Annotated in this window: 14 protein-coding genes; 7 read left to right on the top strand and 7 right to left on the bottom strand. The window is 45.7% G+C overall.

What is annotated here, in order from left to right:
* Positions 1-7: 7 nt before the first annotated feature.
* The 5 genes from QH73_RS25430 to QH73_RS25410 all read right to left on the bottom strand — a co-directional run bounded on the left by QH73_RS25430 (position 8) and on the right by QH73_RS25410 (position 6,414).
* Positions 8-427 carry a WD40 repeat domain-containing protein gene (locus tag QH73_RS25430; RefSeq protein ID WP_132867543.1) on the bottom strand — a complete coding sequence of 140 codons (420 nt, stop codon included), beginning with the start codon at positions 425-427 and terminating at the stop codon, positions 8-10.
* A gap of 148 nt (positions 428-575) precedes the next feature.
* Positions 576-3,269, bottom strand: coding sequence for a chloride channel protein (locus QH73_RS25425; RefSeq protein WP_039716911.1), 2,694 nt, complete (start codon positions 3,267-3,269; stop codon positions 576-578).
* A 167-nt stretch (positions 3,270-3,436) separates the two neighbouring features.
* Entirely contained in the window at positions 3,437-4,024 is a 588-nt protein-coding gene (locus QH73_RS25420) for a GDSL-type esterase/lipase family protein (RefSeq protein WP_039716910.1), read from the bottom strand.
* Positions 4,025-4,083: 59 nt separating this feature from the next.
* Positions 4,084-5,391 carry a TldD/PmbA family protein gene (locus QH73_RS25415; RefSeq protein WP_201278350.1) on the bottom strand — a complete coding sequence of 436 codons (1,308 nt, stop codon included), beginning with the start codon at positions 5,389-5,391 and terminating at the stop codon, positions 4,084-4,086.
* A 159-nt stretch (positions 5,392-5,550) separates the two neighbouring features.
* Entirely contained in the window at positions 5,551-6,414 is an 864-nt protein-coding gene (locus tag QH73_RS25410; protein ID WP_039716908.1) for a Tab2/Atab2 family RNA-binding protein, read from the bottom strand.
* Positions 6,415-6,874: 460 nt separating this feature from the next.
* Here QH73_RS25410 and QH73_RS25405 point away from each other — a divergent pair, with 460 nt between their 5' ends.
* From QH73_RS25405 to QH73_RS25395, 3 genes are all read left to right on the top strand, one after another.
* On the top strand, positions 6,875-7,051 hold the full coding sequence (locus tag QH73_RS25405) for a hypothetical protein (RefSeq protein ID WP_165587781.1): 177 nt from the start codon (positions 6,875-6,877) through the stop codon (positions 7,049-7,051).
* A 153-nt stretch (positions 7,052-7,204) separates the two neighbouring features.
* The gene (locus tag QH73_RS25400; RefSeq protein WP_015154889.1) at positions 7,205-7,504 is read left to right on the top strand and encodes a ferredoxin; all 300 of its coding nucleotides are present in this window, start codon (positions 7,205-7,207) and stop codon (positions 7,502-7,504) included.
* The gene (locus QH73_RS25395) at positions 7,473-7,652 is read left to right on the top strand and encodes a hypothetical protein (protein WP_132867542.1); all 180 of its coding nucleotides are present in this window, start codon (positions 7,473-7,475) and stop codon (positions 7,650-7,652) included. The genes QH73_RS25400 and QH73_RS25395 overlap by 32 nt, the downstream gene beginning before the upstream one ends.
* 36 nt (positions 7,653-7,688) lie before the next feature.
* Here the strand turns inward: QH73_RS25395 and QH73_RS25390 are convergent, their stop codons facing one another.
* Positions 7,689-9,374, bottom strand: a complete 1,686-nt coding sequence (locus tag QH73_RS25390) for a SpoIID/LytB domain-containing protein (protein WP_374189072.1) — start codon at positions 9,372-9,374, stop codon at positions 7,689-7,691.
* A gap of 239 nt (positions 9,375-9,613) precedes the next feature.
* Here QH73_RS25390 and QH73_RS25385 point away from each other — a divergent pair, with 239 nt between their 5' ends.
* From QH73_RS25385 to QH73_RS25370, 4 genes are all read left to right on the top strand, one after another.
* Complete coding sequence (locus QH73_RS25385; protein WP_015154887.1) at positions 9,614-9,877, top strand: ParB N-terminal domain-containing protein; 264 nt, start codon at positions 9,614-9,616, stop codon at positions 9,875-9,877.
* A gap of 134 nt (positions 9,878-10,011) precedes the next feature.
* Positions 10,012-10,578 carry a DNA starvation/stationary phase protection protein Dps gene (gene dps, locus QH73_RS25380; protein WP_039716906.1) on the top strand — a complete coding sequence of 189 codons (567 nt, stop codon included), beginning with the start codon at positions 10,012-10,014 and terminating at the stop codon, positions 10,576-10,578.
* 238 nt (positions 10,579-10,816) lie between these two features.
* On the top strand, positions 10,817-11,434 hold the full coding sequence (locus tag QH73_RS25375) for a helix-turn-helix domain-containing protein (RefSeq protein ID WP_052290197.1): 618 nt from the start codon (positions 10,817-10,819) through the stop codon (positions 11,432-11,434).
* A 246-nt stretch (positions 11,435-11,680) separates the two neighbouring features.
* The gene (locus QH73_RS25370) at positions 11,681-12,217 is read left to right on the top strand and encodes a Dps family protein (protein WP_039716905.1); all 537 of its coding nucleotides are present in this window, start codon (positions 11,681-11,683) and stop codon (positions 12,215-12,217) included.
* A gap of 122 nt (positions 12,218-12,339) precedes the next feature.
* Here the strand turns inward: QH73_RS25370 and QH73_RS25365 are convergent, their stop codons facing one another.
* Positions 12,340-13,137, bottom strand: coding sequence for a hypothetical protein (locus tag QH73_RS25365; RefSeq protein ID WP_039716904.1), 798 nt, complete (start codon positions 13,135-13,137; stop codon positions 12,340-12,342).
* Positions 13,138-13,153: the final 16 nt, after the last annotated feature.

The following is a 13,153-nucleotide window of genomic DNA, read 5'->3' as shown; positions in this document are numbered from 1 at the left end:
ATATTGTTTATCCCGTCTCTACATCGAACATCTTAGCAATTTCGGGTGAAAAACAAATAATACTTTTTCCGTCAGGACTAACGGCGATCGAACCAGCGCTGTCTTGAAATGTGCGAATTCCCTTTCCTATCGTCAAATCTCCCACTGTAATTGTATTACCGCTTCTCCAAACAATTTTTCTTCCGTTTGGGCTAAGGGCAAAACTTCTACCATAACCACGAATTCTACCAGTATCGAAGTAGCAAACTTGCTGTCCTATTGTCAAATCAAATACATCAAAACCTGAATCTTTAAAAGTCCAATCATCAAATTCGCTATAAACTAAAATTGTTCCATCAGGACTGAGAGCCATTGAAGCGATACACCATGTTGTCTCCCAAGTATGAGAAAGAGTAAATTTTTTGAAGTGTTGAAAATTTCCTGCCATTCAACTTTTTACATGAATATTTGAAAATCCCAATTCTACTTATTTTCTTATAGATTCGCTCCCTCTTAGCCCCCCTTAATAAGGGGGGTTGGGGGGATCTTCTCCGGCGTAGTCACAAAGAATGAACCTAAAGGTAAATTCAACCTAATTACTTATCAATTTCACCGCGCACCAAAATCACCGTACTATCGACGCGATTGGCAATTTGAGCCGGAATATTACCTTTAATCGCATTCTGCAACATCCCTTCTCGACTGGCACCCAAAACCACAACATCAAAATCTTCAGTCTTGACCAAATTAATTAAACCATCTGCAACAGAACTTGATACAACTGGTACTGCGGTGACTTTGCCTGATAATTGTCGGTATTTAACTAAATAACGAATTGCTTGTTGTAATACGCTTAAATCGGGTTTTGCCTCTTTAGATTCAAACACCTGACACAGTTGGATCTCTGGTTCTTCTCCTAGAGAAGCTAGCGCAGGTAACAATTTAATTGCTGCTTTCGCATTGGGACCACCTGCCATCGGGACTAGCCAACGGTTAAATGAGGGAGTCGGTAGGGGCGCACTGCTGTGCGCCCGTACTAGGGAGTCGGGAGTCGGGGAAGGGAGTTGGGAAAAAGCCTCTTGCTTTTCACCTCTTGCCTCTTGCCTATCTTCCGGTAATTTCACCAATACGACATCGCAGGGTGCTTGGCGGATCAGGGTGTCTACAACGTTGCCAAAAATTCGCCCAGGGGTGATGGTGTTACCTTTCCATCCCATCAACAAAATATCGATGTGCTGTTCTTTAATTGTCTCTAATATTGCTTGAGCAGTGTCGTGAGCTACCCGAATTTGAGTATGGACGGGGATTTTTTGCTTTTTCGCTATCACCTCGGCTTGACGAAGTAACTTGCGGCTTTTCCCAGTCTGCACGGAAGTTTCAGCGGGGGAACTACGGCGAGAGACGAGGATAACTTGAATGCACTCTAGTTCGTAATCGCGATCGCGGGCAATTGCCGCAGCCATTTGCAACAACGATTCCGCAGTTTGAGGGTTAGCGATCGGCACTAAAATTCTGCCGCGTCCAGTACTGGGCGATCGCGTTTGATAGACTATGTAAGATGGTTCTGGCTGCGGTCCCGTCTGTTCTGTCTCGCCGTTGAGTTTGTCGGCTTCAACGCGGATAATATCGGCGCGGGTAATAATTCCCACCATTCGCCGATTTTCCACTACGGGTAAGCGGCTGAGTTGGTAGCGATCGAGTAAATACAATACATGGGCGAGAGTCGCGTGAGGACTGACGGTGACGGGTTGGGGAGTCATCACCTCGCTAATTGGAGCATTCCCGGGTAAGGAGCGATCGCGAGTTTTTGCCAAATCGGTTTGGGTGATAATTCCAACTAGCTTACTATTATCAACTACGGGAAAGCCGCGATGGTGGGAGCGAGAAAACGCCTGTACAGCCTCATCCAGCGTCATCTGCGCCCCTAAAGTTTCTACTCGGCGTTGCATCACGTCTTCTGCTGTCAACTCAGCAAGAAAGCCCTTGGGTGTAGCTGCTGATTCTAAGTTAATCCCGTTGAGTTGCAAGATTTTATCGTAGATCGATCCAGGTGCTAACCGTTCGGCAATTAGGTACGCCGTTACCGAGCCGATCATTAACGGTAAGACTAAGTTAAAATCGGTGGTCATCTCAAACACGATCGCGATCGCCGTAATCGGGACTTTAGAAACGACGCTAAAAAATGCCCCCATCCCTGCTAAGGCATAGGTAGCCGGGGAACCAATCCCTAAAACATAAAACTCGGTCAAACCAACCACATAACCCAAAGCTGAACCAATAATCAGACTCGGGGCGAATAATCCTCCTGGCGCTCCCGAACCAAAAGCGACTAAAGTGAGGCTAAACTGCGCGACAAAGGCGATCGCAGCTAATTCTAAACTGGCATCTCCAGTAATCAGAAATTCCCTCAAACCACTATTATCGCGAAAGGTAGGAGGTAAAAGGGCGATCGCCATACCGGAAATTAAGCCAGCTAAGGCAATCCGTAGGGATAAGCTAATGTGTAACTGGCGATAAAATTTTAAACTAGCAATAATGCCACGATGAAAGAGAGAACCTAGCAACCCTGCCAAGATCCCCAGTAACAAGAAAAATGGCAGTTCAATTAACGAGAATGAGGTTGAGTGAGCAGTCAATACCAAACTCAAATCTAGGCTGCGACCACCTAAAATCCGCGACACGACGGCACCGATGAACGAAGCGAGGATCGCCGTCCCCAAAGTCAAACTCGACAAATCGCGGAGTAATTCTTCAACCACAAACAAAACCCCCGTAATGGGGGCATTAAAAGCAGCAGCTAATCCCGCACCTGCACCTGCGGCAATCATCTGGCGGCGGTGGTCGGGAGATGTGGGAACCCAGCGGCTAAATTGGGCGGCTAAGGCTGCACCTATATGTACGGTTGGTCCTTGCCTACCTACGGTCAACCCCGAACCAATTGCTAAGGTTGAAGCGAGTAACTTGACACCAGCAGTCCGCCATGATATGTCTGTCGCAGCGTTGGCAAGTACTGCCTTAACGTGAGGAATACCGCTACCGCTTGCTTCTGGGGCTAATCGTTCCACCAGCAAACCAGACAAATATCCAAAAGTCAGACCAAAAGATGGCAGCAAAATCCAGGCTGGAAATAGGTTAGATTGATGGACTCGCATTGCCCCAAACCAGCCAGAACCAGCTTTCAGCAATACCGCAGACAAAGCGGCAACTAATCCAATTAAACAAGCTTCGGCGATCGCGCTGGTGCGGCGGGGACGCATCCAGTGGCGCAAGTATTGGCGGAGGACAGGCATCAGGGGCTAGAGTCTAGAGGCAGGAGGTTAGGAAAATTGTAACTGTAGGGTAAGTATTGCTCGCTATCTATTACCCACACATCATTTGCTACAGGATGCCACAATTCGTCATAATTTGAGACAAAATCTTGAAGGGCTACCTAAATAGTTTCGCGATCGGCAATCCATCAAGTCAACCAAGACTGCCATCCCGACCAATTTTGAACTAAGTTAGCAATTTCTTGATAACCAGCAGCACGGGGATGAGCGCCGTCATAATCTGCTACTTCTTGTAACCAAGTATCTGATTTTTGTAAAGTGGCGAAAATATCTAAATAAGGAATATCTATTGTCAAGCAAATTTGCTCGAATTGTTTCAACAAACAAACAGTTCTAGAATTTTGTTCTGTATCCAGCATGGGAGGCGCTCCTACCATCAAGACCGGAAATCTTTGTTTAGCTACCTGTAAAATTTGGCGTGCATTTTCTATAGATTCAACAAATTTTATCCGAGTTTTATCAGTTTCTATAGTCGTATCATTTGTCCCAAAAGAAAACACGATTCTACCATCGTAGTCTTTGCTTAAGCGGCAAGAAACTTCCTGCAACCACCGCGCTTTAATATCAGCGCTAGTTTCTCTTCTAACCCCTAAATTGTAATAAGTTACATCATACCCTTGTTTCTGGGCAGCAACACAAATTCTCCCCGTCCAACCGAGACACTCAGGATCTCCCGTACCATTGACAAAAGAATCGCCAACAAAACAGATACGCATAAGCGGTCATTTGTGAATATTAGCCGATCTGCTCCCTGATAACTGATAACTGATAACTGTCAGCCCCTTCCCGTCACTGATAATCCTTCTAAAATTAGAGATGGAGTGTAACACGAACCGTTCCAATCAGCATCGCTGCCGAGGGCAACTAGCTGTTTGAGAGCGCTATAGATGTTGCCTGCAACCATTGTGTCCTTGACGCGACCGATCGCTCGACCGTTTTTAACTCGATAGCCGAGATCGATATTGATTGAAAAATCACCCGAAATACTACCGCCACCACCTAACATTTGATCTACAATCAGTCCGTCGTCTAATAAGTTAATCAAATCTGACAAAGATTTCGTACCAGGTTCTATTAATAAATTAAATAACCCAGGTGTAGGATAGCTACCTAAGCCTGGGCGAAAACCGTTTCCGGTGGTGGCAGTACCCAACTGTCTGCCTGTAGCGCGATCGCAATAAAAATTTTGTAGAACTCCATTTTGAACGAATACGCGGTGTTGGGTAGGAGTCCCTTCATCGTCAAACGGACAGCTAAATGGTCCTGCTTCTGGGTCTTGATATATCGTCAAAGCTTTTGCCATCACGGACTGACCAAGGCGTTCTGCCCAAGGGGAAGCTTTTTCTAGGACTCGCTTACCATTCAAAGCCGCTTGTGCCGTTCCCCACAACATATCAGCTGCCTTGGAGGTAAATAAAACTGGAATACGCCCTGTGGAGGGCGCAACATTTGCCTTTGCCCAAGCCAGCCGTTGTAAGATTTGTCGGACGACTTCTTCTGGTTGGAGGCGATCGCGCTGAGTTTGTCCGTCAGATACGCTTAAAAAATCATCACCCCGTACCCACTCTGCTGATAAGTAACAACTGAGTGTCGTATCGGTGTAGTGGCAATCTAGCCCCAGGGAATTAACCAAGCGGGTTGTTTCCATTTCACAATCCCACTCAGCACTCACCATGACTTCAGGAAAAGCATCGCGGATCTGGGCGATCGCCTCTTTTCCCCAATCGATCAGCTGTTCGACAGCGATCGGTTGCCCTACATTGGGATAAATCGTTTGAGAGTGACTACCAAGTTCAATCGGTTCGGGTTCGTTGAGTTCGCTGAGAGCAAGGGCTGAACCGACTAGCGCCTCAGGTGATACAGAACCGTAAGCAACTGCTAGCCCTGGACGACCATCGCGCCACAAGCGCAAAGCCGTCCCCTCTGTCTGGGCGCTTTCTAGCTGCTTGAGGCGGTTAGCTTCAAAAAAGACAGGTCGAGATTGCGATCGCGCCTGATACACTTCCGCTGCCTCTGCCCCACATTTAGCAGCTAGCTCCAACAGTCGTTCTGCTAAGTTATCTTTTTGTAGTTCGTAATTCATAATTCTAGGGAGTCGGGAGTCGGGAGTCGGGAGTCGGGAGAGGGGCGAGAGTTGAGAGGCAAAAGGCGAGAGGCGCGAGGAAATTCCTTGTCTCCTTGTCCCCCTTGTCTTCCTTGTCTCCTTGTCCCCTTGCCCCCTTTATCCTTCTTGTCCCATCAATTACGGTATAGAGACTTCTTGTAATAGCCAGAAACCGGAGAACGACTCGGTTTGTGGATTGGACTGCACGGCAATAAAATGTACGCCATTGGCTTGTTGCTTAGCGCTTACAAAAGCTTGAGCTTCTGCTACAGTTTGCGGATTCTTCAGATTAGCCAAGATCCAACTCTCGCTAGCACCAGTTTCTAGCAGCAATCGTGCTACTGGACTAGTTTCCACCCTGACAAAAGCTAATTCGAGTCCAGATATCCATCCTGCTAATGGCAAGGCTCTTTCTGAGAAAATCAACAGCCCCGGAATTATCGTTTCTGGTGATAAACCCACCATCTGTAAAGGAAAGGCCTCTCCAAAAGCAATTTCCCACTCATGCATATCAGCCAAAGCCGTTGCTTCCAGATTCACAAACGCCCACTGCTGTCCGGTTAGCGCATCTGGTAAGCGCTGTGGTGGAGATGATTCCATCTTGACAGATGGATTTGGTGTAGGTTGATATCCCGGTTCTTGCGGATAAACTTCATCCATCCGTTCTTTTAGCAATTGCAGTAGCGCCAGAGTGCGGCGACTTGGTTGCGCTGGAATGCCCAAATCTTTGCAGGCTTTGGTAATCATATTATTCATCTGGCGACGGAAAAAGCGAAACTTCGTAGGTGCAGTTCCAGCTTTTGCCATTGCCTCTTGTAATGCTGTCCGCAACCAAGCAGAATTCACTTGGGTGCTGGGACAATACTGGGCATACCGAAACAGGCGAGTGGGATCGGTGCGCGTATCCAAAGGACTCTCGCACACCACAACCTCCCAAACTTTCTTTTGGTTCTCATCCAAGATTGGACGGGAGTAGAAATCTATCTCCCAAATGCTACCCATGAACTATCATTACGATTTCTTTACTTCACCTAACATCAACATACACGTTTTCTGACACTTATTAGTCAGTAGTGAGTGGTGAGTCAGTTATCAGTTGTTAGGGAGCAGGGAGCTGAGGGAGCGATCGGGAGCTGGGGGAGCTGAGGGAGCTGAGGGAGCGATCGGGAGCTGAGGAAGCTGAGGGAGCTGGGGGAGCCAGAAAATTCAAAATTCAAAATTTCCTACACCCCACACCCATTCTTCACTGATAACTGGTAACTGATAACTGATAACTGATACAGGATTGATTATTAAAAAAATATAAACTATAAAAATGCTTTATATATTTAGGAATGAGTTGCCTTTGTCTATAAGCATTTCTTATGAGTTTGCAACAACTAAATTCCTTTACTAATCAGGCTTGGATCGGCGTTACAAGCGAGAATTTTTCTCGTAGTATCAGAGATGTGGTCAAATAAACATGGCGAAGCTGTTAAGCAGTAACCCGTACTGTTTGACTCATCCCAAAGTTAGATTTTGGGATATTCAGCGAGTTCCTTGCCTTGGCGAGGAGCAGTTGCGATCGTGCCAAATTTCAGATCGCAAACGCGATCTCTTAGGGTATGGGAGCGACCAACGCATGGTTGCTGAAAAGTGATGGAAGGGGACGTTTCGTCTCAACGTTCTGTCCGCCCACGCTCAGATGAAAGAGCTGCGATCCTCCTGCCGCGATCGCCAATTCGGAAAGGCAACTTGTTGAGAGGACAGGTATACCTTATTTTATCCTGCCGTCTATAAAGAGGACAACTAAATGGCAACTTACAAAGTCACATTAATCAACGAGGCAGAAGGGCTAAACACCACGATTGATGTGGATGACGATACCTATATTCTGGACGCAGCTGAAGAAGCTGGGTTAGATCTACCATATTCCTGTCGTGCTGGTGCTTGCTCTACCTGTGCGGGCAAAATGGTATCTGGAACGGTAGACCAGTCCGACCAATCTTTCTTAGATGACGATCAGATCGAAGGTGGCTATGTTTTGACCTGCGTAGCTTATCCTACTTCTGACTGTACGATTGAAACACACAAAGAAGAAGAACTTTACTAGGAATCTAGGAGACGGGAGAAGACAAGGGAGACAAGGGAGACAAAGAGGACAAAAGGGAGACAAAGAGGACAAACAGAAAACTCGCTCCTCGCTCCTCACCCCTACGACTCCCGACTCCCCTGTACGGGCGGGTTTAACCGCAGATTAATTTGTTTTAGTACAGCTAAACTCAAAAAACCCGCCCCTACGACTCCCGACTCCCGACTCCCCACTCCCTAATTTGCGTCCCAGGATAGTAAAAGTTGAGGATGCGATCGCTCTTCCACCCCTGTTTTGCCAAACCACTTGCACCTGTTTGGCTGAGACCAACTCCATGCCCTAAGCCACCACCGACAAAAGCATAGCCTTGGAGGGCATTTTCTCCTTTGGTTTGGTCGTATAAGGGTTCTAAATAAAATAGAGTGCTTCTCGGTGAAGAAAAAGCACTGCGAATTTCATCTTTTTCTAATAAAATGTTACTGCGATCGGTTTGTACGGCGAGTTTGAGGATTCTACCTCCGGGCGATCGCTGCGTCACTTGTATTTGCTGAATGCGGCTGAAGTTAGCTAGCGGACTCCGATTCTTGGTTAAAAATTTTTGTAAGTCTTGGGTAAGCTGTTCGATACTACTTTCCCTGCGCCAGCGAAACAGCCGCGTTCCCGCTTCGTTAAATCCCCGTTGCATGTTGATAAAACGTTGAAAGTTGTTTTCATCAGCAAGACTCTGACGCGATAAGTTCCAAACGCTGTAAGCGGAATCTACCAAAGATTTTAGGTATGGTTTGTCCGCTCCATTCCAAACATCGCTAAAAACAGCCGTTACTCCACCTGTTGTAGAAGAATAGAGTGCGTCAACTAACTCGTTGTTGTAAGTTAGTACCTTATTTCTAGTTGCTAAAATTGCTCGGTCTGCATTGGGATCGGTATCTTTTAAGCCCACATAAACTTGACAATGGGTATCGGCGCTCAGTTCGTACCCATCGATCGCAAAACGGCGCAAATTCCGTAAGGCATACGTTCGAGCAATAATCGTTTGCGCTTCGATCGCCGCATAAGATACATTTCTGCCGATTTCGTGGGGTACAACTCCCCGTAAATAGGTTTCAAGCGGTACATCGTTGACTAAGGTATAAGTCCCGTAGGCATTCGGTTGCAGTTGTAGTTTTCCGGCAAAGGGAATTCCATATTTATCTTCTTTGCCTTGGCGAACTTGGATTAAATTTTTATTTGTACTCACTTCCAGGCGATCGCTACTATAACGATTGCCGTTGATTTCCCAACTCACAATCGGCACTTGCTGCAAAATTCGGCTGTCTAAATGTGCGGTTTTCTTACCTTGAAGCTGGACGCTACTGAGCAACATTCGCCGCAGGAACGGTGTGTTATAAACTTGGCGTTTTGCCCACACTTGCCATTGTTCCGGCTGAGCAATTTCTGTCTCAATCCCTAAAGCACGCCATTGCTTTGCCGCATCTTCCGCAGTCTCAAAACTACGATGAGTGCTAAGAACTACCCGCTCTTGCAATACGGGTGTCACCAAGGTTTGCATCTGCACTACTAATTTGACATTGCTAGCGCTGAGCTGAGTTTCCTGCGGTCGCACTGTTTGATTTTGAGTTTGATTTTGAGTTTGAGTTGGGCTGTTAAATTTGAGCTGGAGGCGATCGCCTGGTGTTGCTTGCAGCGTCAATTCATCTGTCAATTCATCCCCGAAGCGCTGCACCACGCCAACTTTGAGTTGTGTCTCTTCACCCCTTGCTGCCAAAGTTGCACTAGCCAATCCCATCCAGCAGGCGATCGTCAGTACGCCGCAGAAGAGAGCTGAGGGAGCTGAGGGAGCTGAGGAGGCTGAGGGAGAAGAATTACTTCTGGCTCTTGGCTCATGACTCATGACTCCTGACTCTTGGCTCCTAATTTTTGACTTTTGACTTTTGACTTTTGACTTAAAAATATTTCTTTCCATTGGTATAAACGTGCAGGTGCAATGTCTAATATGTGTAACCTAGTTTCTCCAACAAATTTATCTCTTTTATCTCTCTTTAGTTGAGTTGCAGAGAAAGTACAAATATATGTTGCATAATAAAGTCATAACGAGTATGATTTAGAAAGAGGTGATGCAAAGCGATAGATATGACAAAAGTACAAGAGATTCCCTTGAATCAGATTCGGCGACCTTTGCCACGGGAGAACGACCAGCAGAAGGTTAAAGCATTAATGGAATCAATTCAAGAGATCGGACAGCAAGAGCCAATTGACGTACTGGAAGTGGAAGGACAATACTACGGTTTCTCTGGCTGCCATCGTTACGAAGCTTGTCAGCGTTTGGGGAAAGAAACAATCCTTGCCAGAGTGCGCAAGGCTCCCCGTGCAGTTCTGAAGATGCACATGGCATAGAACAGTGACCAGTGACCAGTTAATTTTGACTCTTGGCTTCTGAAATAGAGATTAAAAATTGAATTGTGAAGTACCATCCTAGAGCAATATCGCTCTAAGCTAAGAAAATCGAGTAAACCACTGAGTAGAGGCATATGAGTACCAATTATCAACAACATCAACGTCGCTTATACCCCACTCGCATCGATCTTCCTACCGACACTCGCTTGCAAGTGGTAGAGCTACTTAATCAAACCCTGGCTGCTACCACCGATTTGAAAACTCAGTTGAAGCAGGCACACTGGAATGTGAAGGGGACAGATTTCTTTCAACTGCACGAATTATTTGATGAAATTGCTACGGAAGTTGAAGGATATATCGATTTGTTTGCCGAAAGGATTACAGCTCTTGGTGGCTATGCAGTAGGAACAACTCGCGCTGCTGCCCAGTTTTCGATATTGCCAGAGTATCCTTACGACATCAACAGTGGTGAGGATCACGTTGCAGCTTTAGCCGACCGCTTAGCAATCTATGGCAAGCACCTACGAGAAGCGATTGATAAAACTGGAGAAGTCAACGACGCAGATACCAACGATATGTACGTAGAAGTCTCTCGTACAATTGATATGCGGTTGTGGTTCCTAGAAGCACATTTGCAACCAACTGGACGGCTTACAGAACAAGATGGAGCTGCCATGAAACAGCCAGTTGCTGTTAAATAAGTCGTAGGGGCGGGTTTTTTTGAAAAGACCTGTACCAGAGTCAATAATTCTGCAATTAAACCCGCCCGTACGGGAGTCGGAAAAGACCTGTACCAGAGTCAATAATTCTGTAATTAAACCCGCCCGTACGGGAGTCGTGAGTGGCATAATCGCAGATAGCCGATCGCTTACTCATCACTCAACATTGATTTACCATCAACTCCCGTCAAGTCAAGATTACACCCATTCGTTGCAGCAAATGATGCAGCGGGTGGGTGTTTCCAGTTATAAGGCACTTTCCCAACAAGCAAAAGTATCGGAAAAGCAAATCCGCAAGCTCCGACGGGGAGAGATCGAGCAAATGCGGGTAGATGTGTTATTCAAGCTCAGTCAAGCGTTAGAAGTATCATTGTGGGAGCTAATGACCACTTTCTCGGCGATCGCGCCTAATGGTAAAGTAGTCCCTAGTGAGAATTCACCACCAATTGCCGAATTAAAAGAATTAAAAAGAGAATACGAACGCTTGCAAGCAGAACTAGCCAAACAAAAACAGGAACTTAGAAAAGAATTTCAACTAGCTAGTTTACAGGCGATCGAATCGTGGTTGTTGCAATGGCCCACAGCCGCCCAAAAAGCTAAGGAAAATCCCGAGCTAGCAGCAGTCAAATTGTTACCATTGGTAAAACCAATCGAGCAGTTATTGCAACAATGGGATGTAGAAGCGATCGCCTCTGTTGGGGCTGAAGTAGAATACGATCCCCAACTACATCAACTATTATCGGGCAGCGCCCAGCCAGGTGAAAGAGTCATCGTGCGCTATATAGGCTATCGTCAAGGCGATAAGCTGCTCTATCGAGCCAAGGTCAGCCCAATGTGAGGAGTGAGGAGTGAAGAGTGAGGGGACAAGGGAGACAAGGGAGGTAAGGAGACAATTCAAGTCACAAGTCACAAGTCAGAAACCACATTTCTTTCCCTGCTCCCTACTCCCTACTCCCTGCTCCCTAGTTATTAGCTCAAAGCCTTACCAGAAGGACGATTACATAATCTCCCCTATGGCTGATGCCCAGACTGGGGTTAATTTGTTGCACTAGAAGAGGAGTAAGAGAGCAGACAATAATACATTATGCGTAAGCTAAACATTGGTTTATCTGAAGAACAACGCACAGGCGTAATCGAATTGTTGAATAAAGATCTAGCAAACTCCTATTTGCTATTGATCAAAACTAAAAAATTCCATTGGGATGTTGTTGGTCCCCAGTTCCGTTCTCTGCATGAGTTGTGGGAAGAACAATATCAAACCTTAACCGAAACCATTGATTCTGTCGCTGAGCGAGTTCGTGCCTTAGGTGGCTTTCCTGTAGGTACAGCAAAAGGCTTTGTAGAGTACGCTTCTATCCAAGAGCAAGCTGATAATGTACCCTTAGCTACTGAAATGGTAGCTCAGTTGGTAGACGATCACGAAATGATTATTCGCAATTTGCGCGAACATATCGACAAGTGTTCTGAAGAGTTTCATGACGAAGGTACGGCTGACTTCTTGACTGGTTTGATGGAAGGTCACGAAGAAATGGCTTGGATGCTACGTTCCTTCATCGAAGGTGAAGCACTGCAAGCAGATGGTAAGAAGTCTGAATTAGATAAAGTTCCTGCTATGCGTTAGTTGAATTTAACCATAGTTTGTGAGTAAATAAAGGCAACAGATATAGTCTGTTGCCTTTTTTGTTAGGACGAATTGAATTCGTAGCAATACAAATAAGGTGGGCGTTGCCCACCCTACAGTTTTTAGATTCGATGGGTGAATAAATCTTTACTCTTGGTCGATCGCTGGGTGCGAAAACTTACGTTCACTCCTTCGTTAGATTGCTCCATTAATAGTAAAGGTGTGGGTTTTGCTTTTTGATCCCAGTGAATATATACCAATCTTCCTTGAATTGTCGGTTGCCAATTGTCGTGGTCTTCGGCTGGGCTGAGATAAGTTTCAATACAATCAATAATATCTTTAACTGTGGCAGAAGTCGTTTGAATTGGTAATTTAGCTAGGCGAATTTGCACGCGAAATAAAACGCATTTATTTTTTTGAATTGCCACCCCAGTTTCATATTCCACTTCAACAATCTCATCAACTTGCTTTCCACCACTACTACCAGCAATTCCTACAACTCCTGCATTGTTATTAGCAGGACGCAGGGCTTGAGAGATTTTATCTTTGATCTTGGCTTTAATTTGACTGATGATGGCGAAATGGAACACCTCTTCCGCCATTCGCATTCGTAAATAGTCAAGATTCAGTTCGCGAGAATTAATTAAATCTGGGTTTTCCTCAATTCTCCGAATAGTTTCTAGAGCTAGCTTTAATTGTTTCTGTGTCTCTTGAGTGCGGAATTGTTCCATTCTCACTTTTTTTTCTAGCTGCTTGAATTTCAGCTTGCAAAAAACAGCAAGACCAACTATTAATATGAAAAGTCCGCCAGAAGCAGATGCCCAAAGAACGGGAAACTCAGCAGGTGGAGGCGATACAGTTTGAGTTTTTATAGATTTTGGTTTAACTGATGCTTGAGCAAAAAGCAGTGGGAGTGACATTTTAGGCGATCGCAAG

This window comes from Scytonema millei VB511283 (genome assembly GCF_000817735.3).
GTDB lineage: Bacteria > Cyanobacteriota > Cyanobacteriia > Cyanobacteriales > Chroococcidiopsidaceae > Chroococcidiopsis > Chroococcidiopsis millei_B.
The sequence above is the reverse complement of the archived record's forward strand: the minus strand, read 5'-3'. Positions and strand labels throughout refer to the sequence as shown.